We start from the raw sequence: 26,380 nt of genomic DNA, 5'->3' as shown, positions 1-26,380 counted from the left end.
GTGCCCGTCGTTCACGTCATGACCGGACTTCCCGCCTCGGGGAAGACGACGGCCGCCCGCGCCCTCCAGGCCGACGCCGAGGGGCGCGTGCGCCGCGTCAACCTCGACGACCTGCGCGCCATGCTCGACCTGCCCGACCCGGAGCGCGGCCGCTCGCACACCCGGGAGCAGACCGTCCTCGCCGTCCAGGACGCCACCGTCCGCGCGGCCGTCGACGGCGGCTTCGACGTCGTCGTCGACAACACCCACCTCACCCCGCACATCCCCAAGCGGCTCAAGGCCGCCGTCGCGGGCCTGGACGTCACCTTCGCCGTCCACGACTTCACCGGCGTCCCCGTCGACGAGTGCGTCCGCCGCGACGCCGCCCGCGAGCGGCCCGTCGGCGAGGAGATCATCCGGATCCTCGCCGACAAGCACGCCAAGGCCACCCGGGGCGGCTGGCGCCTGACCGCCGACTGGCTGAACGACCGGCCCGCCGTCGAGCCCTACGTCGCGGACCCGGCGCTCCCCACCGCCGTCATGTGCGACATCGACGGCACCCTCGCCCTGCGCGTCGACCGCGGCCCGTACGACTTCACCCGCTGCGACCGCGACGCCCTCAACATCTCCGTCCGCGACGCCCTGCGGGCCTTCCGGAACGCCGAGCGCGACCGGATCGTCCTCCTGTCCGGCCGCAGCGAGGACCACCGGGCCCTCACCGAGGAGTGGCTCGCCCGGCACGAGGTGCCCTACGACGAGCTGTGGATGCGGGCCTCCGGCGACGGCCGGGGCGACGACCTCGTCAAGGCGGAACTCTTCGACACCCACGTGCGCCGCCGCTACGCCGTCCGCGTCTCCCTCGACGACCGCGACCGCGTCGTGGCCCTGTGGCGCCGCATGGGCCTCCCCACCTGGCAGGTCAACTACGGCGCCTTCTGACCGGCGGCCCGGGGGCGGCAACGGCCGCCCCCGGCGCCGTGTCAGGATCGTGGGATGGTGGAAAAGATCATCGCGGCGTGCGACGGCGCGTCGAAGGGAAACCCCGGCCCCGCGGCCTGGGCGTGGGTCATCGGCCGGGCCGACGGTTCGGTCGACCGCTGGGAGGCGGGCCCGCTCGGCCGGGCGACCAACAACGTGGCCGAACTCACGGCCCTGGAAAGACTCCTGGAGGTCCTCGACCCCGGCGTGCCCGTCGAGGTCCGCATGGACTCGCAGTACGCCATGAAGGCCGTCACGACCTGGCTGCCCGGCTGGCGCCGCAAGGGCTGGAAGACCGCCTCCGGCAGCCCCGTCGCCAACAAGGACCTGGTGGTCCGCATCGACGCGCTGCTCACCGGCCGCGACGTCGACTTCGTCCACACCCCCGCGCACCAGGTCGACGGCGACCCCCTCAACGACGCCGCCGACCGCGCGGCCAGCCACAGCGCCCGCACCCAGGAGGCCGCGGGCTCCGACTCCGGAGCCCCGCTGCCCCCGCCGGAGGCGCCCGCACGGGCCTCCGCGCCCCGCTCGCGCTCCTCCGCGCCCTCCGGCTCACGGACCGGGTCCGGCAGCACCTCCTCCGCCCGCCGGACACGCCCGTCCGGCGGCACGCTCAAGGCGAGATTCGCGGGCCGCTGCCGCTGCGGAAAGGCCTACGACAAGGGCGAGACCATCAGCAGGAACCCCGACGGCTGGGGCCACCCCACCTGCGTCTGAACGGCCGGGCCGTCCGACTGGCGGGCGGCCCCGTCCGTTGCGTGAGACCGACGGGTCCGGGGCGTACGAGAGGCTTCACCCACCCGTGTACGCGGGTTCGTCCGGGGTTCTGTTCTCCGGGGGGCCGGGGCTGCATACTGTCCTCCTCGCACCGGTGACGAACCGCTCTCACCTGCTCATTCGTCGTTCTCACGACATGGTCGGCATCGGCGAGAACCTCCCTCCAGCTGCCGTCGCGGACCCTCCGCGACGGGAGCCTCCCCTGCCCGTGAAAGACCCGAGGTTCCGTGCCAGTACCTGTTCTCCTGACCGGGCGCTCCGTGCGCCTGGAGCCGCTGGCGATGCGGCACGCCGAAGCCCTCGCCCGGGCCGGCGGGGCGGACCGATCGGCCTACGCCTTCACCCCCGTGCCCGACGGCCTCGAATCGGCCCTCGACTACATCGCCCGCGCCCTCGCGGACCAGGCGGCGGGCCGTTGCCTGCCCTTCGCCGTGGTCGGTACGGCCGACGAACGGGTCGTCGGTTCGACCCGTTTCCTCGAACTCGACTACTGGCGGGGCCCGCTGGTCTGGCCGCCCGTCCCCGGCATGCCCCACGGGGATCCCCTGGCCGCCGTCCCGGACGCCGCCGAGATCGGCAACACGTGGATCGCGGGCGCCGCCCGGGGAACCGGCATCAACACCGAGGCCAAGTACCTCATGTTCCGGCACGCCTTCGAGGTCTGGGGGGTCCGGCGCATCACCCTGCGCGCCGACGCCCGCAACACCCGCTCCAGGATCGCCATCGAACGCCTCGGCGCGACCTGCGAGGGCGTCCGCCGCGCCCACTCCCGCGGCCTCGACGGCGCCGTCCGCGACACGGCCTTCTACTCGGTCCTCGACGACGAGTGGCCCACCGTCCGCGACATCGTCGAACTCCGCATGGCCGCCCCGCGCCAGGTCCGCGTCCCCCAGGACCTGCTCCCGGCCTGAGGCCCGCGACCGCCGCCCCGGGGCTCCCGGGGCGGCGGTCGCACGCGTCCCGGTACGGTGGCCGGGACAGCGAGCCGTACCGCCCGAAGGGACCGAGTGACCGTGCCGACCGGAACCACCGACGTACTCCTCCGGACGGAGGGCCGCGCCGGGTTCGTCACCCTGAACCGGCCCCGTGCCATCAACGCCCTCACCCACGCCATGGTCCTCGCCGTCGACGAGGCCCTCACCGCCTGGGAGCACCACCCGGCCGTGGAGACGGTCGTGATCGACGGGGCGGGGGAGCGCGGCCTGTGCGCGGGCGGCGACATCCGCGCCATCCACGAGGACGCCCGCGTCGGCGGAACCGCCTCCGCGGCCTTCTGGCGGGACGAGTACCGGTTCAACGCCCGGATCGCCCGCTACCCCAAGCCGTACGTGGCCCTCATGGACGGCATCGTCATGGGCGGCGGCGTCGGGGTCTCCGCCCACGGCTCCCACCGCGTCGTCACCGAACGCTCCAAGGTGGCCATGCCCGAGACCGGCATCGGCTTCGTCCCCGACGTCGGCGGCACGTACCTCCTCGGACGCGCCCCCGGCGAACTCGGCACCCACCTCGCCCTCACCGGCACCCCCGTCGGGGCCGCCGACGCGATCCTCACCGGCCTCGCCGACCGCTACGTCTCCGCCGCCGAACTCCCCGCCCTGGCCGACGACCTGACGCGCCTGCCCGCCGAGGAGGCCCTCGCCCGCCACGCCTCCGTGCCCCCGCCCGGCGTCCTGGCCGGGCAGCGGGAGTGGATCGACGCCTGCTACGCCGCCCCGACCGTCGAGGAGATCGTCGAGCGCCTCTTCGACACCGGCCTCCCCGCCGCCAAGGAGACGGCCGCCACCCTCCTCACGAGGTCCCCGAGCGCCCTCAAGGCGACCCTGGCCGTCCTCCGTCGCTCCCGCGCCCTCGCCACCCTGGAAGAAGTCCTGGACCTGGAGTACCGAGTCTCCTGCGCCGCCCTGAGCACCCCCGACCTCGTCGAGGGCATCCGCGCCCAGGTCGTCGACAAGGACCGCGACCCGCACTGGACCCCCGCCGCCCTCGAAGCGGTCACGGACGCGGACGTCGCCCGCTACTTCGCGCCGCCGCCCGGCGGAGACCTGGGACTGGCCACCAGTGGGGACGGGACCGACCCGGATCCCGGGGCCCGCGCGTGACCACGACCGCCTCCTTCCAGCCGGTGCTCGACCGCATCGCCGAGGAGATCGCGGAGCTCGCCGACCGGGGCGCCCCCGCCGACTACATCCCCGCCCTCGCCGCCGGCGACCCGGCCGACTTCGGCATGGCCGTCGCCGAACTCGACGGCACCGTCCACGGGGTGGGTGAGTGGCGGCGCCCCTTCTCCACCCAGTCCGTCACCAAGGTCTTCACCCTCGCGCTCGCCCTCGCCGGAGAGGGCGACGCCCTCTGGAACCACGTCGGCCGGGAACCCTCCGGCGACCCGTTCAACTCCCTCGTCCAGCTGGAGTACGAGAACGGCATCCCGCGCAACCCGTTCATCAACGCCGGCGCCCTCGTCGTCACCGACCGCCTGCACCGCCTCACCGGCGACGCCTCCGGAAGCCTGCTCGCCTTCCTGCGCGCCGAGAGCGGCAATCCGGACCTCGCCTTCGACCCGGACGTGGCCGCCTCCGAAGCGGCCCACGGCGACCGCAACGCCGCCCTCGCCCACTTCATGGCCTCCTACGGCAACATCACGGGCCCCGTCCCCGACCTGCTGCGCGAGTACTTCCGGCAGTGCTCCCTCGAGGCCTCCTGCGCCGACCTGGCGCTCGCCACCGGCTTCCTCGCCCGGCACGGCCTGCGCGCCGACGGCACCCGGCTGCTCACCCGCAGCCAGGCCAAGCAGGTCAACGCCGTCATGCTCACCTGTGGCACCTACGACGCGGCCGGCGAGTTCGCCTACCGCGTCGGCCTCCCGGGCAAGAGCGGCGTCGGCGGGGCCGTCGTCGCCGTCGTCCCGGGCCGCTGCACCCTCTGCGTCTGGAGCCCCGGCCTGGACAGCCGGGGCAACTCGGTGGCGGGCGTCGCCGCCCTCGACCGGTTCACCACCATCACCGGCCTGTCCGTCTTCTGACGCGGGACCCGACGGGACGCGGGACCCGACGGTACGACCGGGCCTCAGGCCCGGCGCCGGCGCGCCCGCGGCGCCTCCACCGGACCCCCGCAGACACCCCCCAGGGCCGCCGGCTCGCCCAGCGCCCCGGCCGCCGTCCGCCAGGCCTCGGTGACGGCCCCGTGCGCGAGCGCCGTCGCCTCGGCCACGTCGGCGGGAAGCGTCAGCGGCGCCCCGATGTGGACGTGGAGGCCGGGCCTGCGGACGGGCGCGGTGAGCACCCCGGCGAGCTGCTTCGCCCGCCCGCCGGAGGTGATCCGCCGGGCCCCCGCCTGACCGATCGGCACGACCTGCGCCCCGGTGGCCAGGGCGAGCCGGGCGAGCCCGGTCCGGAACGCCTCGGGAGGGTTCTCGGCGGAGTCCCGGCGCGGCGGGATGCGCCCCTCCGCGTACAGCATCACGTGCCGCCCCGACGCGAGCGCGACCGCCGCCCGGTCGAGGGCGGCCGCCGCGTGGGCCGTGCCCCGGTGCACGGGCACGTGCCCCTCGCGGGTCAGGGCCCGGCCGAGGACCGGGACCCGCCAGAGCCCCGAGGTCGCCATCAGGACGGGCTCGACCGCGAGCCGCCGGCGGAGCGCGGCGAGCACGAGCGCCGGGTCCGCGAGCGAGGTGTGGTTCACGACCAGGATGCTGCCGGGCGCGAGACGCGCCCCCGGGTCGGCGGTGACGGTCAGTCGCCCGAAGAACGGGACGACGCGGGCGGCGATGCGGCTGAGCACGGACGGGCCCCCTGGAGCCGAGGAGGATGCGCTGACCCCGTCATCGTCGCGGGACCGGGACGGCCCGGCATGAGCGGACGTACTCAACCGTCGTACTCAGCACGAGAGCCGGTGACCGGGTACGTTCCCCGCCGGTCTACGCTGACCCCGGACGGCCCGGCACGACGGGCCGCCACGGACGGGGGAGGTGCCGGGCGGTGGAGCCTTCCGCACGGCGCCTCGCGACCCTCGTCCCCGCCCTGCTCTGCGCGCTCTGGTCCCTGATCCTGACCCCGGCCCCCGCGTCGGCCTCGGACCCGGTCCCGGCGACCCGTACGGCGGTGGCCTCCCCGGCCCCGGACCCGGCCGTCAGCCGGGTGCTCCGTACGGACCCGGCCTCCCCGGCCCGTGCGGCCCGGCTTCCCGCCCCGGCCCCCGGGGATCCGGCCGCCCTTCCGACGGCCCCCACGGCTTCCGTGCCTCCGGCCGTGAACCCGGTGTCCCGTACAGCGTCGGCCGTGACCGTGAGTCCCGCCCTCCCGGACCCGGCCGCGACGCCCCGTACCGCCCCGGCCCCGGTACCGGCCCCCGCCCACCGGCTCGCGCCGCCGGAGCCCCATCTCGCGCCCGCCGCCGTCGCGGGGCTCCCGGCGGCCGTCGAGCACTCCGTGCGGTTCCCGGCGGCGCCCGCCGCCCCCGTGGCCGCGCCCGTCGACCTCTTCCTCCCCCCGCGCGGCCTCCTCGTCGGCGATCCCCGCCGCGAGCGGGCGCCGCCCGGCGGGACGCACGTCCCGAGGGACCCCCGGGGTCCTCCCTCCGCCCGGCGCAGCTGACGTTCCCCCGCGTCGCCGTCCGGGCCCTCGGCATGCCCCGGGCCGGTCGCCGACGCGCCTCCGACCGTACGCCCGGCACGGGAACGGCCCGCGCGTCCCCAGGGACCGCGCCCGCCGGCCCGTGCGCTGCCCGTGGAGACACCCATGTCCTCTCGTGCCACGCTGTGGCGCGCGCTCCTCGCGCTCGCCGTCGTCGCGCTCTCCCTCTGGATCACCCTGACCGCCCCGCCCCGCCTCGGACTCGACCTGCGCGGCGGCACCCGCATCGTCCTCCAGACCGAGGACGGCCCCACCGCCCGCGCCGACACCGCGGCCACCGACCGGGCCCTGGAGGTGCTCCGCAAGCGCGTCGACGGCCTCGGCGTCGCGGAACCCTCCCTCGCCCGCTCCGGCGAACGCCGCATCGTCGTCGAACTCCCCGGCCTGCGCGATCCGCGCAAGGCCGCCGAGACCATCGGCCGCACGGCCCAGCTCACCTTCCACGCCGTCACCGGCGAGGCGAAGGGACCGGCGGGACCGGCCGCCGCCGACGGCACGCGCGTCCTCGCCGACCCCGACGCGTCCGGCCGTCTCCTCGCCCTGGCCGCCCCCGCCCTCACCGGCGACGGGGTCGAGAAGGCGGAGGCCGTCCTCGACACCACGAGCGGCCGGGGCTGGACCGTCGACCTCTCCTTCCGCGACCGGGCCGCCGACGACTGGGCGCGGATCACCGGCGCCGCCGCCTGCGCGTCCCCCGGCGACCCGGCCCGCAGGGTCGCCATCGTCCTCGACGACCGGATCGTCTCCGCGCCCGGCATGCAGACGGGCGTCCCCTGCGGGGCGGGCATCGGCGGCGGCTCCGCGCAGATCACCGGCGGCTTCTCCGGCCAGGAGGCCCGCGACCTCGCCGCGCTCGTCCAGGGCGGCGCGCTGCCCGTCCCGGTGACGACGGTCGAGCAGAGCACCGTCGGCCCGACGCTCGGCGCGGAGGCGATCCGGGCCAGCGCCCTGGCGGCGGTGATCGGCCTCGCCTGCACCGGGCTCTTCGTCATCGTCGTCTACCGGCTCCTCGGCCTCCTCGCCACCGTGGCCCTCCTGCTGTACGGCCTGATCTCGTACGCCGCCGTGGTCGCCCTGGGCGCCACCCTCACCCTGCCCGGCCTCGCCGGCTTCGTCCTGGCCGTCGGCATCGCCGTCGACGCCAACGTCCTGGTCTTCGAACGGGCCAGGGAGGAGTACGCGGCCCTGGGCAGGACCGCCGGGCGCGATCCGCGGCGGCCGGTGACGACGGCGTTCGGCAAGGTGTGGAGCGCGGTGGCCGACTCCCACATCACCACCCTGCTCGCCGCCGGCCTGCTGTTCGTCTTCGCCACGGGCCCGGTCAAGGGCTTCGGCGTGACCCTCGCCGTCGGCGTCGTGACCTCGCTCCTCACCGCCATGGTGGTCACCCGCCTCCTCGCCGACCTGACCCTCCGGCTGCCCGCCGTGCGCAGGCGGCCGGCGGTGACCGGCATCGCCGCGCTCGGCCGGCTGCGGACCCGGCTCACCCGCCGCGTCCCGCGCCTGACGGCCCACCGCCGCCGCTGGCTGACCGGCTGCGCCGGGCTCCTCCTCGCGGCCCTCTCCGGAATCGGCGTCCGGGGCATGGAGTTCGGCGTCGAGTTCACCGGCGGCCGGGTCGTCCAGTACGCGGCCGACCGCCCGGTGGACGCCGACGCGGCCCGCGCGGCCGTCACGGCCGCCGGCTTCCCCGACGCCGTCGTGCAGACCACCGGCGACGCCGACGTGTCGGTACGGGTGAAGGAGACCGGCGACGGTGAACAGCGGGAGATCAGGGAGGCGCTCACCGGGGTCGCCGGACCGGTGACGGTCGAGCGCGACGACCTGATCGGCCCGAGCCTGGGCAGCGAGCTGCGCACTCACGCCCTGCTCGCGCTCGGCCTGGCGGTGGCGGCCCAGCTCCTCTACCTGACGGTGCGGTTCCGCTGGACGTACGCGACGGCCGCCGTCGCCGCCATGACCCAGGACGTCCTCCTGGTGATCGGCCTCTTCACCTGGCTGGGCAAGCCGGTGGACAGCGTGTTCCTGGCCGCGCTGCTGACCGTCGTCGGCTACTCGGTCAACGACTCCGTCGTGGTGCTCGACCGGCTGCGGGAACTGCGGCGCCGCGGCGGCGGCGTACCACTGACCGACCTGGCCGACCGGGCGGTGGCCCAGACCCTTCCGCGTACGGTCAACACGGGCATGGGCGCGCTCTTCGTCCTGGTGGCGCTCGCCGTCCTGGGCGGGGACTCGCTCACGGACTTCTCGGTCGCGCTGCTCGCCGGTGTCGTCCTGGGCATGGCGTCCACGGTCTTCACCGCGATCCCGCTGGCCGTGACCCTGGAGACCCGCCACCCGGCCCCCGCCCCGGCGGTTCCCGCACCGCGCCGCCGTACGGGCGCCGTCGTCTGACCCCGCCGTCCCCGTCGCGCCGCCCGGCACGGGGTGACGGGGACGGCCCCGTCCGTGGGAGCCGTCAGCCCGGCAGTTCGGCCTCGATCAGGTCGGCGGCGTGCCGCGTGCCGCCCTCGCGGGCCATCGACTGCTGGATCCCGCGCGCGCGGCGGGCCACCTCGGGGTCGTCGACGAGCGCGAGGACGGACTCCCGCAGCCGCTCGGGGGTCACCTCCTCCAGCGGCAGGTGCCGTGCCACGCCCAGGGACCGGAGCGTGTCGGCGTTGCCGAACTGGTCGGTGGCCAGCGGCACGGCCACCATGGGGGTGGCGGTGGCCAGGCCCTCCTGGCTGCCGCCCGCGCCCGCGTGGGTGACGAAGGCGTCGGCCTGACGCAGGATCGACAGCTGGGGCACCCAGGAGTGCACTTCCACGTTGTCCGGCAGAGCGCCCAGCTCGGACGGGTCGACGAACTTCCCGATCTGCAGGACGACGTGCCAGCCCGGCAGCCCGCCGAACGCCTCGACGCAGGCCCGGTAGAAGGCGGGCTGCTTGGTGAAGGCGGAACCCAGGGAGACCAGGAGCACCTTCTCCGCGCCGGCCGGCCGCTCCCACGCGCCCTGGTCGGCGCGCTCGCCCTGACAGGCTCCGACGAAGGCGTACACGGACTCGTCGACCCGGTCGGCCTGCGGCTGGAGGGCGCGGGGGATGAGGACGATCGCGCGGCGCGGACGGGCGACGAACCGGTCGGGGCGGGTGTCGATCCCGTGCCCGGCGAGCCACTCCTCGAACCGCGCGTAGTACGCCTTGCCGCGCGGCGAGGCCTTGAGCTCGGCGTACATCGGTTCGGCGACCTCCTCCTCGTACCCCTCCCAGGGCACGAGGTTCGGCCAGAGGGAGACGGCGGGGACGCCCCACGTGTGGGCGAGGACGGGGGCCGGGTACGAGGTGATGTCGTGCAGCACCAGGTCTGGCCGGTCCCCGTCGAAGGCCTCGGCGAGCTGCGGAAGCGCCTGCACGGCGTCGGCCAGGAACGGCTCGATGTTGTCGATCAGTTCGGTGCCCCAGGCGTCCGGATCGTCGTCGGTCGGGAGCGTCGAGGTGTAGACGACGGGGGTGGCCCCGGTCTCCGCGACCTTCGCGGCGAAGGAGGCGGGGACGGCGTAGCTGACCCGGTGGCCCCGGGCGACGAGCTCGCGGACGACCTCCAGGCTGGGGTTCACGTGGCCGTGGGCGGCGATGGAGAACATGGCGATGTGCGCGGGGGAGGCAGTGGTCATGACGGCCACCTTAGACGAGACGGTACGTCTCGTCTAGTGATTTTCCCGGGAGTCTCCGGTGCAACCGGTCCATCGCCGGTCGGGTGGTGTTCACCGCCGGGAGTGTGTGGCGTCTCCCGATGTTGACGTGATCATGCCACGATGGCGCATGCGCCGTGCGGCACGCGTCGACGCCCGCCGTACGCCGTGAACCCTCACCCGCCGTCCGACCCCAGGGGGACGCAGTTGAAGACACCCGTGCACGCCACCCGGGGCGCCCTCGCCCTCGCCGGCGCCCTCGCGCTGGTCATCGCCCTCCCGGGCACCGCGCTCGCCGCACCGCCCCCCGCCCTGCCCGGCAATGCCGACGCCCTGGAACAGACCTTCCAGCCGGCCTTCGACTACGACACGGACGGCTGCTACCCCACCGCCGCCATCGGCCCCGACGGCACCCTCAACGGCGGCCTCAACCCCTCCGGCGCCCTCAACGGCCAGTGCCGCGACGCCTCCGACCTCGCCGCCACCAACGGGTACTCCCGCGCGAAGTGCAACAACGGCTGGTGCGCGATCCTCTACGGCCTCTACTTCGAGAAGGACCAGGCGGTGCCCGGCAGCAGCCTCGGCGGACACCGCCACGACTGGGAACACGTCGTGGTGTGGGTGCGGAACGACCGGGCGGAGTACGTCTCCACCTCCGCCCACGGCGACTTCGACACGTACGCCCGCGACCGGATCCGCTGGGACGGCACCCACCCCAAGGTCGTCTACCACAAGGACGGCATCGGCACCCACTGCTTCCGCCCCGCCAACACCCACGACGAACCGCCCGAGAACCACCGGGGCACCTGGCAGTTCCCGACCCTGGTCGGCTGGAACGGCTACCCCGCCGGCATCCGCGAGAAGCTCGTCGCGGCCGACTTCGGCAGCGCGCACTTCGGCCTCGGGGACGGAAGCTTCGCCGACCACCTCGCCAAGGCCGAACCCGCCGGGATCACCTTCGACCCGAACGGCTGACCCGACCCCCTCCGGCCGCCCACGAAGGGATGAATCCACACCGATGGCGCCCCGCCGCACCCGGCGGGGCGCCACGCTGCCGACGTGCGCAAAGAAGGCAACAAGGCCGTCCCCGGACAGCGGAACACCGCACGGGGACCCGGAGCGGCCCGGGCCGCGAACACCACGACCCCCCGGCCCCGGCCGCCGTACCCCGCCCCCTCGGCGGAGGCACGCCTCCGCTACTGGGTCGACACCACCCTCGCCCGCGGCATGCCGGCCCTCTGCGGCTGGCTCGCCCTCGGCTGCCTGGCACTCGTCGTCCCCGTCAGCGCCCTCCTGGTGTGGACCGACCGGAGCGCCCCCGCCACCCTCGGCGCGAGGATCGCGGCGGTCTGGCGCAACACCGGGCAGACCATGCGCCTGGGCGGCGAGGTCGGACCGCCCCTGCGCGTCGTCCTGTCCGTGCTCCTCGCCCTCATCGCCCTCCTCTACGTCTCCACCCTGGTCAGCCTCATCACCACCGGCCTCACCGACCGGCTGATGGCCCTCGACCGGGGCCGGGCCACGATCCTGGAGCGCGGCCACACCGTCGTCCTCGGCTGGTCCGAGCAGGCCCCGACCGTCGTCTCCGAACTGGTCGCCGCCCGCACCGCCCGGAGCCGCCGCGTGATCGCGGTCCTCGCCGACCGGGAGAAGTCCGCCATGGAGGAGGACCTCCACACCACCGCCCGCGCCACGGGCCGCACCCGCGTCCTCTGCCGCACCGGCCGCCCCGCCGACCCCGTCGCCCTCGCCCGCGTGAGCCCGGCCACCGCGGACTGTGTCCTCGTCCTGCCGCGCGACGACCCCCGGGACGACGCCGAGACCGTCAAGACCCTGCTCTCCCTCTCGGCCACCCTGGGGGAGGACCGGAGGGTCCGCGTCGTCGCCGCCGTGCGCGACGACCGGCACCTCACCGCCGCCCGGCTGGCCGGCGGCCCCCGGACCACCGTCCTGGACGTGGACGACCTCTCGGCCCGGCTCGTCGTCGACTGCGCCCGGCAGCCCGGACTCTCCCTCGTGCACCAGGAACTCCTCGACTTCACCGGACACGAGTTCCACACGCTGCGCGACCCCCGCCTGCCCGGCCTGACCTTCGGGGAGGCCGCCGGAGCCTGCCCGGAGTCCGTCGCCGTCGGCATCGCCCACGACGACGGCGCCGTGACGCTCAACCCGCCCCTGTCCGCCCGCTTCCGGGAGGGCGACGACCTCCTCGTGATCGCGCGGGACGAGCACGCCACCCGGCTGTCCGACCTCCCCGTGCCCCACGACCCGAAGGCGCTCATTCACGCGCCGCCCCCGGCCCCCGCCCCGGCCGAACGCGTCCTCCTCCTCGGCTGGAACCGCAGGGCGCCCCGGATCGTCGACCAGCTGTCACGGCGCACCCCGCCCGGCTCCACCCTCGACGTCGTCGCCGGGCCGCGCGCCGCGACGACCGCCGCCGTCCGGTCCGCCGCCGAGGCCCTCGCCCCCCGCATGCCGGTGCGTCACCACCCCGGGGACCCCGCCCTGCGGTCGACGACGGACGCCCTCGACCTCACCCGCTACGACGTCGTGATCGTGCTCGGACCCGACCCCCGCCCCGGCCGCGGCGACCCGGACGACCGGACCCTCGTCACCCTCCTGCACCTGCGGGCGGGGGAGGAGGAGACCGGCCGTCACGTGCCCGTCGTCACCGAGATGGCCGACGACCGCAACCGGCTGATCGCGCCGCGGCACCCCGGGGCGGACTTCGTCGTCAGCGGCAGGCTCGTCGGCCTCCTCATGACCCAGATCTCCCAGAACCCCCATCTGACCGCCGTGTTCGAGGAACTCCTCTCCCCGGCCGGCAACACCCTCCACCTCCGCCCGGCCGCCCACTACGTCACCACCGGCCGGACGACCTCCTTCGCCGCCGTCGCCGCGTCGGCCGCCCGCCGCGGCGAATGCGCCATCGGCTACCGCTCCGCGACCGCCTCCGACCACGGGATGCGCATCAACCCGCCCAAGGCCCGCGTACGGTATTGGCACGCGCGGGACCAGGTCGTCCTCGTCGCACCGGGCGACTGACACCCGGACCGCCCCCTTGAGCGCGCCGGAGAACACCTATGGTGGACACGACGTCAGGGCGGGTGGACGCGCGCGTGAACACGGGGGGAAGACGATGACGACGACGGCCGGTGCCGACGGCGACGACTGTGCCGTGCCCGAGGACGACCTCATGCAGGTCGGGTACGCGTGGGACGAGGGCGACGGGCTCACGGCCGAGGCCCGCGACCACGCCACCGCCTTCCTGGAGAAGGCCCGCACCGTCTGGGGCGTGCCCGTCTCCGAGCGGGCGACGGAGCTGACACGGCTCGTCGTCAGCGAACTGGTCACGAACGCCCGCCGGCACGCCCCGGGCCCGGTGCTGCTGCAGCTGAGCATCGACGCCGGGACCGTGGACGTCGTGGTGTGGGACAGCGAACCCACGGTCCCGGCGGCGCATGCCGCCGATCCGGACCGGATCGGCCAGCACGGCCTGGAGATCGTCAAGGCCGTCGCCCGGGACCTCCGCGTCCGGCGGGAGCCGGTCGGCAAGCGCATCACGGCCCGCATCGACCTGGACTGAACCCGCCCCCTTCCGGACGTCAGGGGCGCGGGCGGGCGGCGGTGTCGAGGTAGAAGGCGTCGATGCTCTGGACGGCCTGCTCGAACTCCTCCAGGTTGACCGGCTTGGTCACATAGGCGTTGGCGTGGCTGCTGTACGCCCCGGTCACGTCGTCGGGCGCCGTCGACGTGGTCAGGACGACCACGGGAATGGTCTGGAGGTCCTCGTCGGACTTGAGGACCTTCAGCAGCTCCCGGCCGTTCATCCGGGGCATGTTCAGGTCGAGGACGATGAGGTCGGGCCGGGCGGTGTCCGCGGCGCGCAGGTGCTCGAGGGCGGCGACCCCGTCGGTGACCTGGACCAGGTTGCGGGCCCCGCGCTCGGAGAGTGCCTCCTCGATGAGCATGGCGTCGGCGACGTCGTCCTCGACGAGCAGGACGTCGAAGGGGCGGGCGGGGGTGGTCATGATCGCTTGCTCCGTGGGTTTGTCGTGTGAGTGGTCGAAGAGCCCCGGCCAGCGCCGGCGGGCTCCTTGTCGGGTCATGCCGCAGGCCGCGCCGAGCTGCGGATAGCCGGCCCCCGCGCGGGCGCCGGCCACGACCGCTTCCTGCTGGAGCCGTTCGGCGGCCTTCTGGAGGTGATCCAGGACGTGGAGCAGGGCCAGGGCCTGCGCGCGGTCGTCCGGTGCCGGTCGCGAGGGATCGTTCATGAGCCGCCGGACGAGGCGCCGCGCGAGATCGCCGACCGCCGCGTCCGCCGCGGCGGCCGTTTCCTGCGGAGTGGTCCGCAACACGAAGTCATTGCCTGGCACATCCGGCACTCTAGGTCCCCGGGGGGCCCGGCGACAACAACCGTTGTCGCCCATTACAGTGATCGCGCCGCACCTTCGGCGGCTTTCGCAGTGAGGAGCGCGCACCATGACCGGCGATGGGAAGCAACCGCGTGAGCGGGGACTGTCCGCATGGACGACCCGGCGGTGGCTTCGCGGGGGCGTGGCCATCTCCCTGGCCGTCCTGGCCCTGCTCGGCGCGACGGGAGGCTGGGTCCTCACGCGGACCGAGACGCTCGTCAAGGAACTCGTGGACGTGCGGTCCCCCGCCCTGACCACGGCGACCCGCCTGGAATCGGCGGTCCTCAACCAGGAGACCGGGATCCGGGGCTACGGCCTGACCGGCACCCCGGACTTCCTCACCCCCTACCGGGAGGGCCTCGCCGAACAGGAGACGCGGACCGCGCAGCTCTCCGCGCTCCTCGCCGACGACCGGGCCGCCCTGGCCGACCTCGGGACCGTACGGGAAGCCGTGGCCGTGTGGCAGGAGAGGATCGCGCGCCCGGTCGCGGCCTCGCAGCCCGGCGCACCCTCGCCGCTGGCCGCCGAGCGGGCGACGGAGGGCAAGGAGGCCTTCGACGCCGTGCGCGCCGCCCTGGGCGAGCAGCAGGAACGGCTGCGCGTGGAGAGCGTCCGCACGCAGAAGGACCTGATGGTCATGATCGACGTCCGGAACTGGGTGTTCAGCTCCATCGCGGTGCTCATCCTCGTGCTGACGGTCCTGATCTTCGAAGGACTGCGCCGGGGCATCAACGAACCCCTCGACCGGCTCGGCGCGGACGCCCGGGCCATCGCCGGAGGTGACTTCGACCACCCCATCACCCCGTCCGGCCCCGCCGACCTGCGGCGCCTCGGCGAGGAGATCGACTCCATGCGACGGCGCCTCGTGCGGGAACTGGCCTTCACCGAGGAGGCCCGTATGCGCCTCGACGCGCAGGCCGCGGACCTCCAGCGCTCCAACGCCGAGCTGGAGCAGTTCGCGTACGTCGCCTCGCACGACCTCCAGGAGCCGCTGCGCAAGGTCTCCAGCTTCACCCAGCTCCTCCAGCGGCGCTACGGCGGGCAGCTCGACAGCCGGGCCGACCAGTACATCGACTTCGCCGTCGACGGGGCGAACCGCATGCAGGTCCTCATCAACGACCTCCTCGACTTCTCCCGCGTCGGACGCCTGCACAACGCCCACCAGAGCGTCGACCTGGACGACGTCCTGGAGCGGACCCTGTCCTCGCTGAGCGTCGGCATCGAGGAGGCCGGGGCGGTGATCACTCACGACCCGCTGCCGGCCCTGGTCGCCGACCCCACCCAGATGGGAATGCTCTGGCAGAACCTGATCGGCAACGCCGTGAAGTTCCGCCGCCCGGACGAGACGCCCCGCATCCACGTCACGGCGGCCCGGGAGGGCGGGCTGTGGCGGTTCACCGTCACCGACAACGGCATCGGCATCGCCCCCGAGTACGCCGACAAGATCTTCGTGATCTTCCAGCGACTGCACACCAAGGACGTGTACTCCGGCAGCGGCATCGGCCTCGCGATGTGCAAGAAGATCGTCGAGTTCCACGGCGGCACCATCGCCGTCGACACCGAGTACCGCGAGGGGGCGCGCATCACCTTCACCCTGGCGCCCGAGCCGCCGGAGACCGCCGTCCCGGCCGTCGTGCCGCAGGCCGTCCGCGCGGGCACGGAGCAGGCGCGATGACCGCGGCCGTGACCGGCCGGGCCGCGGCGCCCCGCGAGCGGACGTATCGCATCCTCCTGATCGAGGACGACCTGGGCGACGCCCTGCTCGTGGAGGAGCTCCTCCACGACACGGGACTGCGGTTCGAGCTGGTCACCCGGACCACCCTGGCGGGGGCCCGCGCCGAGCTGGCCGGCACGCCGATCGACTGCATCCTGCTCGATCTGCACCTGCCCGACGTGTCGGGCACCGACGCGGTCACCACGGTCCGGGCCATGGCCCCGCACACCGCGGTCATCGTCCTGACCGGACTCGCCGAGGCGCAGGCCGGACCCGACGCCATGGCCGCCGGGGCCCAGGACTACCTCGTCAAGGGCAAGGTCGAGGCGGACCTGCTGCACCGGACGGTCCGCTACGCCGTCTACCGCAGCGAGACCGAGCGCGCGAGTTCCGAGGCCCAGGCCGCCCGGCTGCGGGCGGAGGAGAACGCGCGCCTGGAGCGCGGTCTGCTGCCCCAGCCGATCCTGGACACCTCCACGGTGCGGGTGACCTCCCGCTATCTGCCGGGCGCCTCCCTGGCACTGCTCGGCGGGGACTTCCTCGACGTGGTGGAGGGGGACGGCGGGCTGCTGCACGCCGTCGTCGGCGACGTCAGCGGACACGGGCCCGACGCCGCCGCGCTCGGCGTCTGCCTGCGGATCGCCTGGCGCTCCCTCGTACTCGGCGGGCACCGCGGCGACGACCTGCTGCACCTGATGGAGCGCATCCTGCTCGCCGAGCGCGGCGGCCAGCAGATGTTCGCCACCTGCACCCTCCTCACCCTGGACCAGAACGCCGGCACCGCCACCCTCCACCTCGCCGGCCACCACGAGCCCCTGATCACCACGCCCGGGGGGACCCGGGAGCTGGAGGCCGCCCACGGCATCGCCCTGGGCATCTTCCCCGGGCCGCACCGCTGGCCCGCCACCGTCGTCCCGCTCCCCGCGACCGGCGCCCTGACCCTCTACACCGACGGACTCACCGAGGGCCACAGCGGGGCGGCGAACGAGCGGCTCGGCGTCGAGGGCCTGCTCGACCTGATCGACGCCCTGCCGTCGGAGGACCCGGCCGTCCAGGTCGACCTCCTCATCAAGGAGACCCACGAGCTGAACGCCGGCCGGCACTCCGACGACCTGGCCGTCCTGCGCCTCGACTGGGGGAGCCCGCCGGCACACCTCTGAGCGGGACGCCCGCGCCCGTCACGCGGCGGGCCTGCGCGCCTCGATCAGGGTCCGGGCGGAGTGGGCGACGAACGGGCCCTCCGCCCGGATCAGGGCGTCGAGGTCGCGCAGCCGGGACAGATGCGCCTCGACGGTGAACCCGGGCACGATCCAGATCACCTTGCGCAGGAACCAGACGACCGCGCCGACGTCGTGGAACTCCATCCGCAGCCGTTCGGTGCGCAGGTCCACCACGTCGAGCCCGGCCGCCCGCGCCGCCGCGGCCTCGTCCTCGGGGTGGCGTGCCCGGGCCGCCTCCGGCTGCGGACCGAGGAAGTGCTCCACCACCTCCCAGACGCTGGCGGGCCCGACGTGCTGGGCGAGGTAGGTGCCGCCCGGCCGCAGGACGCGGGCGATCTCCGACCACCACACGGTCGCCGGATGCCGGCTGGTGACGAGGTCGAAGGCGGCGTCGCCGAAGGGCAGCGGCGGCTCGTCGGGATCGGCGACGAGCACCACGCCACGGGGATGGAGGAGTCCGGTGGCCCGGGCGACGTTCGGGGGCCACGACTCGGTGGCCGCCATCGTCGGCGGCAGCACCGGCACCCCGGCCAGGACCTCGCCGCCGCCCGTCTGGACGTCGAGCCCGGCCGAGGCGGTGGCCAGCCGCTCGGCGAGGAGCCGGTGGTACCCCCAGGAGGGGCGCCGCTCGGTCGCCCGTCCGTCGAGCCAGGAGAAGTCCCAGCCGGCGACCGGAGCCCCGGCGGCCTCCGCGACGAGTTCTTCGAAGGTGCGCGTCATCCCCTCATCATCACGCGCGGTCTCCGGACCCCGCACCCACGTGAATGATCACGCGATCGCGCAAGGCCGCCCCGGGACACGGCTGCCCGGCTGCGGAGCGGAAACCGGACGGCGGGGGACCGACCGGACCGGCCGGGGCGGGAGCGGCGGAACCGGCGGCTCCCGCCCCATGGTCACGGAGGCGCGCGACGGGCACCCTGGACGGCACCACGGCGGGCGACCCGAGCACCCGCCCCCGACCTGAAGGGACGGGCCCCATGCCCCCGCACTTCGGCGACTACCAGAACGAGATCTACTTCGAGGGCCTCTTCGGCACCGTCCCCGCGCTGCCGATGACCTTCGCCGAACTGGAGTCGAAGGCGCGGTCGGCGCTGTCGCCCTCGCTGTGGTCGTACGTGGCCGGCGGCGCGGGCGACGAACACACCCAGGAGGCCAACGCCACGGCCTTCCGCAAATGGGGGCTCGTCCCGCGCATGATGGTGGGCGCCGCGCGGCGCGACCTGTCGGTCGACCTCTTCGGCATGACACTGCCCTCGCCGCTGTTCATGGCCCCCGTCGGCGTCATAGGCCTCTGCGCCCAGGACGGGCACGGCGACCTGGCGACCGCCCGTGCCGCCGCCCGCACCGGCGTGCCGATGATCGCCTCCACGCTCACCGCCGACCCCCTGGAGGAGGTCGCCGCCGAACTCGGCGACACCCCCGGCCTCTTCCAGCTCTACACGCCCACCGACCGGGCCCTCGCGGAGAGCCTGGTCCACCGCGCCGAGGCCGCCGGCTTCCGGGGCATCGTCGTCACCCTCGACACCTGGATCACCGGCTGGCGCCCGCGCGACCTCGCCACCAGCAACTTCCCCCAGCTCCGCGGCCACTGCCTGGCCAACTACACCTCCGACCCCGTCTTCCGGGCCCGCCTCCCCAAGCCCCCCGAGGAGGACCCGCGCGCCGCCGTCGTGGAATGGGCCGGCGTCTTCGGCAAGCCGCTCGTCTGGGACGACCTCCCCTGGCTGCGCTCCCTCACCGACCTGCCGATCCTCCTCAAGGGCATCTGCCACCCCGAGGACGTCCGCCGCGCCCGGGACGGCGGGATCGACGGCGTCTACTGCTCCAACCACGGCGGACGCCAGGCCAACGGCGGCCTGCCCGCCCTCGACGCCCTGCCCGGGGTGGTCGAGGCCGCCGACGGCCTGCCCGTCCTCTTCGACTCCGGCGTCCGCACCGGCGCCGACGTCGTCAAGGCCCTGGCCCTCGGCGCCACCGCGGTCGGCGTCGGCCGCCCGTACGCGTACGGACTCGCCCTCGGCGGCACGGACGGCGTCGTCCACGTCCTGCGCTCGCTCCTCGCCGAGGCCGACCTGATCATGGCCGTCGACGGCTATCCCACCCTCGGCGACCTGCGGGCCGACGGAGCCCTGCGCCCCGTCTGACCCGCCGGAAGGACCACCGGGGCCGTCAGGACGGGCGGCGCGCGCGGGACGCGAGGGAGACGACCTTCTGCCTGCGCGCCCGGCGCTCGCGCGTGTGCCGGTCCAGCTCCTCCATGAGGCGACGGCCCCGGTGGCCGGGGTCCAGCTCGTTCAGGACGCGGTCGATCTCGGCGAGCAGGGCGCCGTACAACTGCCAGCGGGCCGGGTCGTCCACCGCCTCCGCCCTCAGCATCCCCGCGACCCGGTCGCGGGCCTCGCGGGCCGCCTCCAACTGCTCGGCGAGACGGTTCTCCGCCGTCTCCGCGCCGGAACTGGAGTGCGAGGTGACGAGGACCGCGAAGCTCACGAGGGTGTCCCCGAGGTGCCGCACCACCTCCTGGAGGACGAGGGACGTCTCCCGGCGGAAGAGCACCGCCCCGTCCCGCTCCCGCGCCAGGTCGGTCAGGGTCCGGGTCAGCACGCGCAGCACCACGGCGGAGATCTCCAGGGTGTCGAGCCCCGTCCGCAGCACGATCCGGTGCAGCAGCCCCTCCTTCACGCGCGGGTTCAGCCGCAGGCTGTCCTCCGCCTGCCGCAGCGCCGCGTCCACGTCGGCGACGTCGTTGTCGAGGCGCCGCGCCTCGTGGAGCCGTGCCGCCGCCAGGTCCACGGACGACGGCCCGTCGAAGTCGCCGAACGGATCGGGCTCGGCGGGAACGCCCGGGTCCGTGAGCTCCTCGCCGAGCCCCAGGAGGAGTTGGCGCATCCGCCGTGCCAGGTCCACGATCGAGTCCCCGGCGGTGTCCACCCACACCGGCGGCACGAGCACCATGTTGAACACCATGCCGACGACCGCGCCGATCAGGGTCTCCAGGACGCGGTCCCAGGCCGTGTCGGCGACCTGGGTGACCCCGAGGACCAGCATCGCGCTGATCGCCACCTCGGCGACGAACTCCTCCACTCTGACGAACCGCCCCACCACCAGCGCCGCCAGGATGACCATGGCCAGGCTCCACCAGGTCAGACCGACGAGCACGCTGAACGCGATGGCGATGAGGACGCCGACGACGACGGAGTTCACCCGCCGCAGACTCGTCACGAGCGTCGAGTACAGCGTCACCTGCACGACGAGCAGTGCCGTCAGCGGCGCGGTCAGCGGCGCCGGCTCGGAGCTGAGCCGGAGGGCGACGACGTACGAGATCGTCGCCGCCGCGGTGGAACGCAGGGTCTGGACCGCAAAGGGGTCCCGCCGCTGACGCTCCCACCACTGCCACAGGCGCCACTGGCGCGGCTGGGCGAGCGATACGGAGCGGTGGGGCATGGGGGTACTCCTCCTCCGGTGGGTGGGGGACGCGTCCCGGGCCGGGCGCGATCTTGTGCGCGCCTACCCGCCCGACGCCTCCGCACCGCGATGCTCCGTGGTGCCGCCCCGGGAAGCCGCGCCGACGCGCCGAGGGGCCCCGACGAATCCGGGGCGGCGGCCGAACCCCGAGGTCGGGCGACTGAACGGGGCCGTTCCGGGTAGCCGCCGGGTGCCCGTCCCGCACCACCCCCGTGCCCCGTGAGGAGACCCGACCATGGACCGCGACCGCGCAGCGCTCTTCGACGTCGACGGAACCCTGGCCGACACCAACCACCTGCACGCCGTCGCCTGGTGGGAGGCGCTCCGCCAGGGCGGCCACCGGGTGACCATGCACGCCGTGCACCGGGCCATCGGCCTGCCGGGCGACCGGCTCCTCGACCACCTGCTCGGACAGGACCGCGACCGGTCGGACGACGAACGCCTGAGCACCGCGCACGACACCCTCTACGGGACGTACTTCGAACGGCTCCAGGCCTTCGACGGGGCCGCCGACCTGCTGCGGAAGCTCGCGGGCGACGGCTGGAAGGTCGTCCTGGTGACCTCGGCCAAGAGTCGTGAGCTGGAAGCCCTGCGCCGGGCGATCGACGCGGACGACGCGCTCACGGACACCGCCACCTCCGACGACGTCGACGAGGGCAAGCCCGCCCCCGACCCCGTCGAACACGCCCTCTCCCTCGTGGACGTACCGGCCGACCGGGCCGTGTTCGTCGGCGACAGCGTCTGGGACATGAAGGCCGCCCGCCGCGCCGGGGTGACCGTCGTCGGGCTGCTGTGCGGCGGCATCCCCGAGGCCGACCTGACCGGGGCGGGCGCCGTCGCCGTCCACGACGACCCGGCCGACCTCCTCGCCCGCCTCGACACCAGCCCCTTCGCCTCCGTACCGCCCTCCTAGAGGGCCTCCCACCGGTCGGCCAGCCCGGGGAGTTCGACCCGGGAGCGGATGCCCAGCCGGGCGAAGACGCCCCGGAGGTGGTGGTCGACCGTACGGGGGCTCAACGCGAGCCGGCCGGCGATCTCCCGGTTGGTGGCGCCCTGCGCGGCGAACCGGGCGATCCGCTGCTGCTGCGGCGTGAGCAGGCCCCACGCGGTCGGATCGGCGGCCCCGCCGCCGGCGCCGCCCGTGGCGCGCAGCTCGGACCGGGCGTGGTCGGCCCAGCCGTCCGCGGCCGCCCGCTCGAAGGTGACGAGGGCGTCGCCCAGCGGCCCCCGCGCCGCGCCCGGACGCCGTCGGCGCCGCAGCCACGTCCCGTACGCGAGGAGGGTCCGGGCCCGCTCGAAGTCGTTGCCGCAGCCGTCGTGGCGGCGCACGGCCTCGCCGAACCAGTACGCCGCCTCCTCGCCCTGCGCGAGCAGCGCCCGACAGCGGGCGAGCAGGGCCGGTGCCGTACGGTCGACGCCCTGCGCCGTCCAGAGCGCGTACTCCCCGGCCGCCGACCGGGCCTCGGCCGCCCGCCCCGCCGCGACGGCCGCCTCCACGAAGCAGGGCACCACCAGCATCCGCAGCGCGAAGTGACCGCCCCGGGGCCCGGCGCGCACCAGCGGTACGAGCCGCGCGGCCGCCTGCGCGACCAGACCGCTCCCCAACTCGGCCCGGGCCAGCGCCCACTCCGCGAGCGTCGCCGCCTGGGCGAGGCCGTGCGGGCGCGCCGTGCCGAGGGCGAGACCCGCGTGCTCCGCCACCGCGAGCCCGTCGCCCGCCACCGAGGCCACCAGGGCCAGGACGGCGTGCTGGTGGGCGGCCACGTTCGGCTGCCCCGTCAGCTCCGCCGTGCGCAGCCCCTCCCGGGCGGTGCGCGCGGCCCTGCTGTACCGCCCGGCCCGCAGCTCGGCGTACGCGAGGTGTTCGAGGGCGCGCGGCAGCAGGGCCGTGCGGTGCTCCGCCCGGGCCCGGGCGAGCGCGCGGGCGTGGACCCGGGCCGCCGCCGCGGTGTCGCCGAGCACCAGCGCGGCCGACCCCGCCCGCAGCAGCAGCCGGGGGTCGTCCTCGGCGCCGTCCCGCGCGACCACCCGCGCCAGGGACGGGCGGGCCTCGTCGAGCCGTACGGTCAGGGCGGCGCCGAGCCCGTCGAGGAAGTCCCGCTCCGTCCCCCCGGCGTCCCCGCCGCAGCCGAGCGCGGCCAGGCACGCGTCGACGTCACCGCCCGCCCAGGCGGCCTCCATCGCGAGGAACCGGGCGTCGGACGCCTCGTCCGGCGCCCGGTCCCGCAGCAGCTCCGCCGCCCGCAGGAGCGCCTCGTGCGCGTCCATGACCGGCCCGCCCGCCAGCGCCGCCAGACCGCGCACGAGCTGCGAACGGCCCCGCACCACGGGGGCGAGGGCGCGCACGGCGGCGGGCGGTCCCAGCCGGTCGGCGCGGTGGCTCTCGCCCCGGGCGAGCGCCGACGCCGTACGGGCCGGCCGGGGCGCGCCCGCCCGCCGGACCCCGTGGCACCCGGAGGCCGGAGCCGGAGCCGACGCGAGGACGACCAGACCGAGGAACGGGTCCTCGAAGCGGAGCATCCCGTCGGTACGGCACAGCAACCCGTCCGCGACCAGCCCTTCCAGCGGCTCGGCGGGGGTGCGCGTGGCCCGCGCGCCCCCGAGTACGGCGTCGACGGCGACACCGGCGAGCCGGGGCGCCCCCGGGCCCCCGCGCACGTCCGCGCCGGTCCGGCCCGCCACCGCGCCGGCGTCCTCGTCCCCGGCGCGGCCCGCGAGCGCCACCACCGTGAGCAGCCGCCGGGAGTCCGCGGGCAGGTGCGCCAGGAAGCCGCCGTACACCTCCGCGAGGACGGCCCCGTCGACCGGCGGCTCCGGGAGGGGCGCGCCGCCCGCGAGCTGGGCGGGGGTGAGACGCCGTACCGCCGAGACGAGGACACCGGGGTTCCCGGCCGCCTCCTCGACGAGCCGTCGTACGACCGGCGGCGCCGGGGGAGGGACGCACAGGGCGCCGAGGAGGGCCCGCGCCCCGTCCGGGCCGAGCCGCCCGAGCCGTACGGTCTCCGCCCCCGGCACTTCGGGCGGCCGGTGGTGCCGGGCGGCCGACACGAGCCAGCGGGGCCCCCGGCGCCCCGGCCCGCCCGCCCGCCACGCCGCGGCGAGCGCGGCCCGCGAATGGGCGTCCCAGAGATGCAGGTCGTCCAGGCAGATCAGGACGGGACGGTCCCCGAGGAGCCCGGTCACCGCCGTCGCGAGACCGTCCTCGCTCCGCGCGGTCCGCAGGGCCCGGCGCGCGTCCGGAGCGGCGGGCGCGAGGGCGGCGAACAGGGCCCGCGCGCCGCTCCACGGCGTCCGGTGGCCGGGGGCGGCGATCCGGTGCGCCGTGCCCGGGAAGTCGTCGGCCGCCCGGGCGAGCAGGGCGGAACGGCCCTCGCCGGGGCCTCCGGTGACGAACAGGACCCCGCCGTGCCCGGTGGCGGGGTCCGTCAGACGGGCCACCGCGGCGAGTTCGGCCGTGCGGTCGTACAGCCGGGGGCCGGGGGCGGTGCCGTGCGTCGCTCCGCTCACGGCCGTCACGTTACCGACCCGTACGGAACGGCGGAAGGCTCCCGGTCCTGGGCGGTGGCCCAGAACCGGGAGCCCCGTCCTGTGACGGCGCACAGACGGCGCACAGACGGTGTGCGGAGGGTGTGCTCGGAGGGCGTGGAATCCGTCAGGAGCCGAGCGGGCAGCTGCCCCGGTACTCCTCGATCGTGAGGTCGGGCCGCGGCAGCGGGCAGAGGAACTGCTCGTAGCGGGTGTCGTCGTCGACGAAGCGCTTGAGCCACGCGATGCCGTACTTCGCGATCGTCGTGTTCGAGGTGTTCGGGGTGAAGTGCGTGGCGCCGTTCAGCTCCAGGTACGCCTTGTCGAGCGAGTCCGGGAGGCTCTCGTAGAAGGGCTCCGAGTGGGTGGCGACGGGCGCGACCGTGTCGCCGTCCGCGCCGATGACCAGGGTGGGCGTCCGGACCTCGGGCCAGGTCTTGTCGGTGTTCCAGCCGGTGAGGGGGATGGCCGCCTTGAGGGAGGGCCGGCTCTTGGCGGCTTCGAGGGTCCCTCCGCCGCCCATGGAGTGCCCCATCACCCCGAGGCGGCTCGCGTCGATCCGGCCCCGCACGGCGCTGCGCTGGGTCAGGTGGTCGAGCGCGGCGAGGAGCTGCCGGCCCCGGCTGTCGGGCTGGTCGAGCGTGGTGAGGGTGTCGATGGTGAACACCACGAACCCCTGCGAGGCGAGGCGGGGCCCGAGCCAGGCGATGGAGGACTGGTAGGCGGTGAACCCCGGCGAGATCACCACCGCGCCGAAGGTGCCGTCCGCGGTGCTGGTCGGGTAGTAGATGGTCCCGCCGCCGAAACCGGTGGCGGCGAGGGAGGAGACGCTCGTCTCGGAGACGGCGTAGGGGCCCCGGAGCGCCTCCACGCTCGCCCGGGTCGGCGCGGGACCGCGCTCGTACGGATTGGCGGCGGCGCCCCCGGCGTCGGCGGCCCGGACGCCGGGGGCGAGGAGCAGGGTGAGGGAGGCGGCGGTGGCGGTGGCGGCCGCGGCAAGGTGTCGTCTCACGACGGAGTCGTCCTCTCGTGTCGTGCGGCGGCCGCCCTCCGACAGGGAAGCGGAGAGCGGCCGGGCCTGGACTGGCCCGGCCACTCTCCGCGTCCGGCGCCCGGTCGGCATCGGCAGAACCACCGGCCTCCGCCGCCGGCGTCCCTCGGTGTCAGTCGAGGGTGTCGGGGTCCGGCCCGGTGCGCAGTCCGCGGTCGAGGCCCGCCACGGTCTCCATCTCCTCCGGGGACAGGGCGAAGTCGAGGACGTCGAGGTTCTCGCGGATGCGGGCGGGGGTGACGGACTTGGGGATGACGACGTTCCCGAGCTGGAGGTGCCAGCGCAGCACCACCTGGGCGGGGGACTTCCCGTGCCGGTCCGCGATGCCGGTGACGACCGGGTCGGCGAGGACGGCGCCCTGGGCGAGCGGGCTCCACGCCTCGGTGGCGATTCCGTGGACGGCGTGCAGTGCGCGGAGTTCGCGCTGCTGGAGGCCGGGGTGGAGCTCGATCTGGTTGACGGCGGGCACGAGGTCACTGCTGTCGAGCAGCCGCTCCAGGTGGGCGGGGTTGAAGTTGGAGACGCCGGCGCTACGGACCCGTCCGTCCGCGACCAGCGTCCCGATGGCGCGCCAGGTGTCGACGTACAGGTCGCGTGCCGGGGCGGGCCAGTGGATCAGGTACAGGTCGACGTGGTCGAGGCCGAGCCTGGCGAGGCTGTCGTCGAAGGCCCGCAGGGTGGCGTCGTACCCCTGGTCGGCGTTCCACAGCTTGGTGGTGACGTACAGCTCGTCGCGGGCGATGCCGGAGGCGGCGAGCGCTCGGCCGACGCCGGCCTCGTTGCCGTAGACGGCGGCGGTGTCCACGGAGCGGTATCCGGCGTCCAGGGCGTGGGCGACGGCGGTGGTGGTCTCGTCGTCGGGGACCTGGAAGACGCCGAAGCCGATCTGGGGGATCGCGGTGCCGTCGTTGAGGGCGACGGAGGGCACGTGGGGGAGGGACATGGAAGTGCG

The 26,380-nt window shown here is 75.2% G+C and carries 22 protein-coding genes; 14 read left to right on the top strand and 8 right to left on the bottom strand.

Annotated features, from left to right (window positions below; genetic code table 11):
• The 5 genes from ACFY7E_RS19320 (at window position 1) to ACFY7E_RS19300 (ending at window position 4,756) form a co-directional block, all read left to right on the top strand.
• Window positions 1-918 carry an AAA family ATPase gene (locus ACFY7E_RS19320; protein WP_389486377.1) on the top strand — a complete coding sequence of 306 codons (918 nt, stop codon included), beginning with the start codon at window positions 1-3 and terminating at the stop codon, window positions 916-918.
• Between the two features lie 54 nt (window positions 919-972).
• Entirely contained in the window at window positions 973-1,677 is a 705-nt protein-coding gene (locus tag ACFY7E_RS19315) for a ribonuclease H (RefSeq protein ID WP_389486375.1), read from the top strand.
• Between the two features lie 287 nt (window positions 1,678-1,964).
• Window positions 1,965-2,648, top strand: coding sequence for a GNAT family N-acetyltransferase (locus tag ACFY7E_RS19310; RefSeq protein ID WP_389486373.1), 684 nt, complete (start codon window positions 1,965-1,967; stop codon window positions 2,646-2,648).
• A 96-nt stretch (window positions 2,649-2,744) separates the two neighbouring features.
• On the top strand, window positions 2,745-3,836 hold the full coding sequence (locus ACFY7E_RS19305; protein WP_389486371.1) for an enoyl-CoA hydratase/isomerase family protein: 1,092 nt from the start codon (window positions 2,745-2,747) through the stop codon (window positions 3,834-3,836).
• Entirely contained in the window at window positions 3,833-4,756 is a 924-nt protein-coding gene (locus ACFY7E_RS19300; RefSeq protein ID WP_389486369.1) for a glutaminase, read from the top strand. Before ACFY7E_RS19305 ends, ACFY7E_RS19300 begins: the two co-directional genes overlap by 4 nt.
• Before the next feature lie 44 nt (window positions 4,757-4,800).
• On the opposite strand, the gene ACFY7E_RS19295 is transcribed toward ACFY7E_RS19300, so the two are convergent.
• On the bottom strand, window positions 4,801-5,514 hold the full coding sequence (locus tag ACFY7E_RS19295) for a lysophospholipid acyltransferase family protein (RefSeq protein ID WP_383442105.1): 714 nt from the start codon (window positions 5,512-5,514) through the stop codon (window positions 4,801-4,803).
• A gap of 197 nt (window positions 5,515-5,711) precedes the next feature.
• Between ACFY7E_RS19295 and ACFY7E_RS19290 the strand changes: the two genes are divergently transcribed.
• Together ACFY7E_RS19290 and secD are read left to right on the top strand one after the other, a co-directional pair.
• Complete coding sequence (locus tag ACFY7E_RS19290; protein WP_389486367.1) at window positions 5,712-6,326, top strand: hypothetical protein; 615 nt, start codon at window positions 5,712-5,714, stop codon at window positions 6,324-6,326.
• Between the two features lie 144 nt (window positions 6,327-6,470).
• Entirely contained in the window at window positions 6,471-8,759 is a 2,289-nt protein-coding gene (secD, locus tag ACFY7E_RS19285) for a protein translocase subunit SecD (RefSeq protein WP_389486365.1), read from the top strand.
• A gap of 64 nt (window positions 8,760-8,823) precedes the next feature.
• Here secD and mgt read toward each other — a convergent pair whose 3' ends face one another.
• Complete coding sequence (mgt, locus tag ACFY7E_RS19280) at window positions 8,824-10,020, bottom strand: macrolide-inactivating glycosyltransferase (RefSeq protein WP_389486363.1); 1,197 nt, start codon at window positions 10,018-10,020, stop codon at window positions 8,824-8,826.
• 186 nt (window positions 10,021-10,206) lie between these two features.
• On the opposite strand from mgt, the gene ACFY7E_RS19275 reads away from it, so the two are divergent.
• The 3 genes from ACFY7E_RS19275 to ACFY7E_RS19265 all read left to right on the top strand — a co-directional run bounded on the left by ACFY7E_RS19275 (window position 10,207) and on the right by ACFY7E_RS19265 (window position 13,624).
• Complete coding sequence (locus ACFY7E_RS19275; protein ID WP_389486532.1) at window positions 10,207-11,013, top strand: NPP1 family protein; 807 nt, start codon at window positions 10,207-10,209, stop codon at window positions 11,011-11,013.
• An 84-nt stretch (window positions 11,014-11,097) separates the two neighbouring features.
• Complete coding sequence (locus ACFY7E_RS19270; protein WP_389486361.1) at window positions 11,098-13,083, top strand: NAD-binding lipoprotein; 1,986 nt, start codon at window positions 11,098-11,100, stop codon at window positions 13,081-13,083.
• A 94-nt stretch (window positions 13,084-13,177) separates the two neighbouring features.
• Complete coding sequence (locus tag ACFY7E_RS19265; protein ID WP_383442122.1) at window positions 13,178-13,624, top strand: ATP-binding protein; 447 nt, start codon at window positions 13,178-13,180, stop codon at window positions 13,622-13,624.
• Between the two features lie 19 nt (window positions 13,625-13,643).
• On the opposite strand, the gene ACFY7E_RS19260 is transcribed toward ACFY7E_RS19265, so the two are convergent.
• A complete protein-coding gene (locus ACFY7E_RS19260; RefSeq protein ID WP_389486359.1) occupies window positions 13,644-14,414 on the bottom strand; it encodes a response regulator in 771 nt (256 codons plus the stop codon).
• A 106-nt stretch (window positions 14,415-14,520) separates the two neighbouring features.
• On the opposite strand from ACFY7E_RS19260, the gene ACFY7E_RS19255 reads away from it, so the two are divergent.
• Together ACFY7E_RS19255 and ACFY7E_RS19250 are read left to right on the top strand one after the other, a co-directional pair.
• Window positions 14,521-16,128 carry a CHASE3 domain-containing protein gene (locus ACFY7E_RS19255; protein ID WP_389486357.1) on the top strand — a complete coding sequence of 536 codons (1,608 nt, stop codon included), beginning with the start codon at window positions 14,521-14,523 and terminating at the stop codon, window positions 16,126-16,128.
• Entirely contained in the window at window positions 16,125-17,327 is a 1,203-nt protein-coding gene (locus ACFY7E_RS19250) for a PP2C family protein-serine/threonine phosphatase (protein ID WP_389486355.1), read from the top strand. Before ACFY7E_RS19255 ends, ACFY7E_RS19250 begins: the two co-directional genes overlap by 4 nt.
• 18 nt (window positions 17,328-17,345) lie before the next feature.
• Here ACFY7E_RS19250 and ACFY7E_RS19245 read toward each other — a convergent pair whose 3' ends face one another.
• Window positions 17,346-18,107, bottom strand: coding sequence for a class I SAM-dependent methyltransferase (locus tag ACFY7E_RS19245; protein WP_389486353.1), 762 nt, complete (start codon window positions 18,105-18,107; stop codon window positions 17,346-17,348).
• Between the two features lie 257 nt (window positions 18,108-18,364).
• Here ACFY7E_RS19245 and ACFY7E_RS19240 point away from each other — a divergent pair, with 257 nt between their 5' ends.
• The gene (locus ACFY7E_RS19240; RefSeq protein ID WP_389486351.1) at window positions 18,365-19,531 is read left to right on the top strand and encodes an alpha-hydroxy-acid oxidizing protein; all 1,167 of its coding nucleotides are present in this window, start codon (window positions 18,365-18,367) and stop codon (window positions 19,529-19,531) included.
• A 25-nt stretch (window positions 19,532-19,556) separates the two neighbouring features.
• On the opposite strand, the gene ACFY7E_RS19235 is transcribed toward ACFY7E_RS19240, so the two are convergent.
• On the bottom strand, window positions 19,557-20,831 hold the full coding sequence (locus ACFY7E_RS19235; protein WP_389486349.1) for an aromatic acid exporter family protein: 1,275 nt from the start codon (window positions 20,829-20,831) through the stop codon (window positions 19,557-19,559).
• Between the two features lie 256 nt (window positions 20,832-21,087).
• On the opposite strand from ACFY7E_RS19235, the gene ACFY7E_RS19230 reads away from it, so the two are divergent.
• Entirely contained in the window at window positions 21,088-21,765 is a 678-nt protein-coding gene (locus tag ACFY7E_RS19230) for an HAD family hydrolase (protein ID WP_389486347.1), read from the top strand.
• Here ACFY7E_RS19230 and ACFY7E_RS19225 read toward each other — a convergent pair.
• The 3 genes from ACFY7E_RS19225 to ACFY7E_RS19215 form a co-directional block, all read right to left on the bottom strand.
• The gene (locus tag ACFY7E_RS19225) at window positions 21,762-24,359 is read right to left on the bottom strand and encodes a LuxR C-terminal-related transcriptional regulator (RefSeq protein WP_389486345.1); all 2,598 of its coding nucleotides are present in this window, start codon (window positions 24,357-24,359) and stop codon (window positions 21,762-21,764) included. The genes ACFY7E_RS19230 and ACFY7E_RS19225 overlap by 4 nt on opposite strands.
• Before the next feature lie 145 nt (window positions 24,360-24,504).
• Window positions 24,505-25,389, bottom strand: a complete 885-nt coding sequence (locus ACFY7E_RS19220; RefSeq protein ID WP_389486343.1) for an alpha/beta hydrolase family protein — start codon at window positions 25,387-25,389, stop codon at window positions 24,505-24,507.
• A gap of 151 nt (window positions 25,390-25,540) precedes the next feature.
• Entirely contained in the window at window positions 25,541-26,371 is an 831-nt protein-coding gene (locus tag ACFY7E_RS19215; RefSeq protein WP_389486341.1) for an aldo/keto reductase, read from the bottom strand.
• Window positions 26,372-26,380 lie beyond the last annotated feature (9 nt).

The sequence above is a fragment of the Streptomyces sp. NPDC012825 genome (assembly GCF_042900925.1).
Lineage (GTDB): Bacteria > Actinomycetota > Actinomycetes > Streptomycetales > Streptomycetaceae > Streptomyces.
Note: the sequence above shows the minus strand (reverse complement) of the source record. Positions and strands in the feature narration are given on the sequence as shown.

Coding starts and splice junctions, on each gene's coding strand:
- ACFY7E_RS19315 (WP_389486375.1), top strand. CDS start 973: ATGGTGGAAAAGATCATCGCGGCGTGCGACGGCGCGTCGAAGGGAAAC.
- secD (WP_389486365.1), top strand. CDS start 6,471: ATGTCCTCTCGTGCCACGCTGTGGCGCGCGCTCCTCGCGCTCGCCGTC.
- mgt (WP_389486363.1), bottom strand. CDS start 10,020: ATGACCACTGCCTCCCCCGCGCACATCGCCATGTTCTCCATCGCCGCC.
- ACFY7E_RS19265 (WP_383442122.1), top strand. CDS start 13,178: ATGACGACGACGGCCGGTGCCGACGGCGACGACTGTGCCGTGCCCGAG.
- ACFY7E_RS19255 (WP_389486357.1), top strand. CDS start 14,521: ATGACCGGCGATGGGAAGCAACCGCGTGAGCGGGGACTGTCCGCATGG.
- ACFY7E_RS19250 (WP_389486355.1), top strand. CDS start 16,125: ATGACCGCGGCCGTGACCGGCCGGGCCGCGGCGCCCCGCGAGCGGACG.
- ACFY7E_RS19245 (WP_389486353.1), bottom strand. CDS start 18,107: ATGACGCGCACCTTCGAAGAACTCGTCGCGGAGGCCGCCGGGGCTCCG.
- ACFY7E_RS19240 (WP_389486351.1), top strand. CDS start 18,365: ATGCCCCCGCACTTCGGCGACTACCAGAACGAGATCTACTTCGAGGGC.
- ACFY7E_RS19235 (WP_389486349.1), bottom strand. CDS start 20,831: ATGCCCCACCGCTCCGTATCGCTCGCCCAGCCGCGCCAGTGGCGCCTG.
- ACFY7E_RS19230 (WP_389486347.1), top strand. CDS start 21,088: ATGGACCGCGACCGCGCAGCGCTCTTCGACGTCGACGGAACCCTGGCC.
- ACFY7E_RS19215 (WP_389486341.1), bottom strand. CDS start 26,371: ATGTCCCTCCCCCACGTGCCCTCCGTCGCCCTCAACGACGGCACCGCG.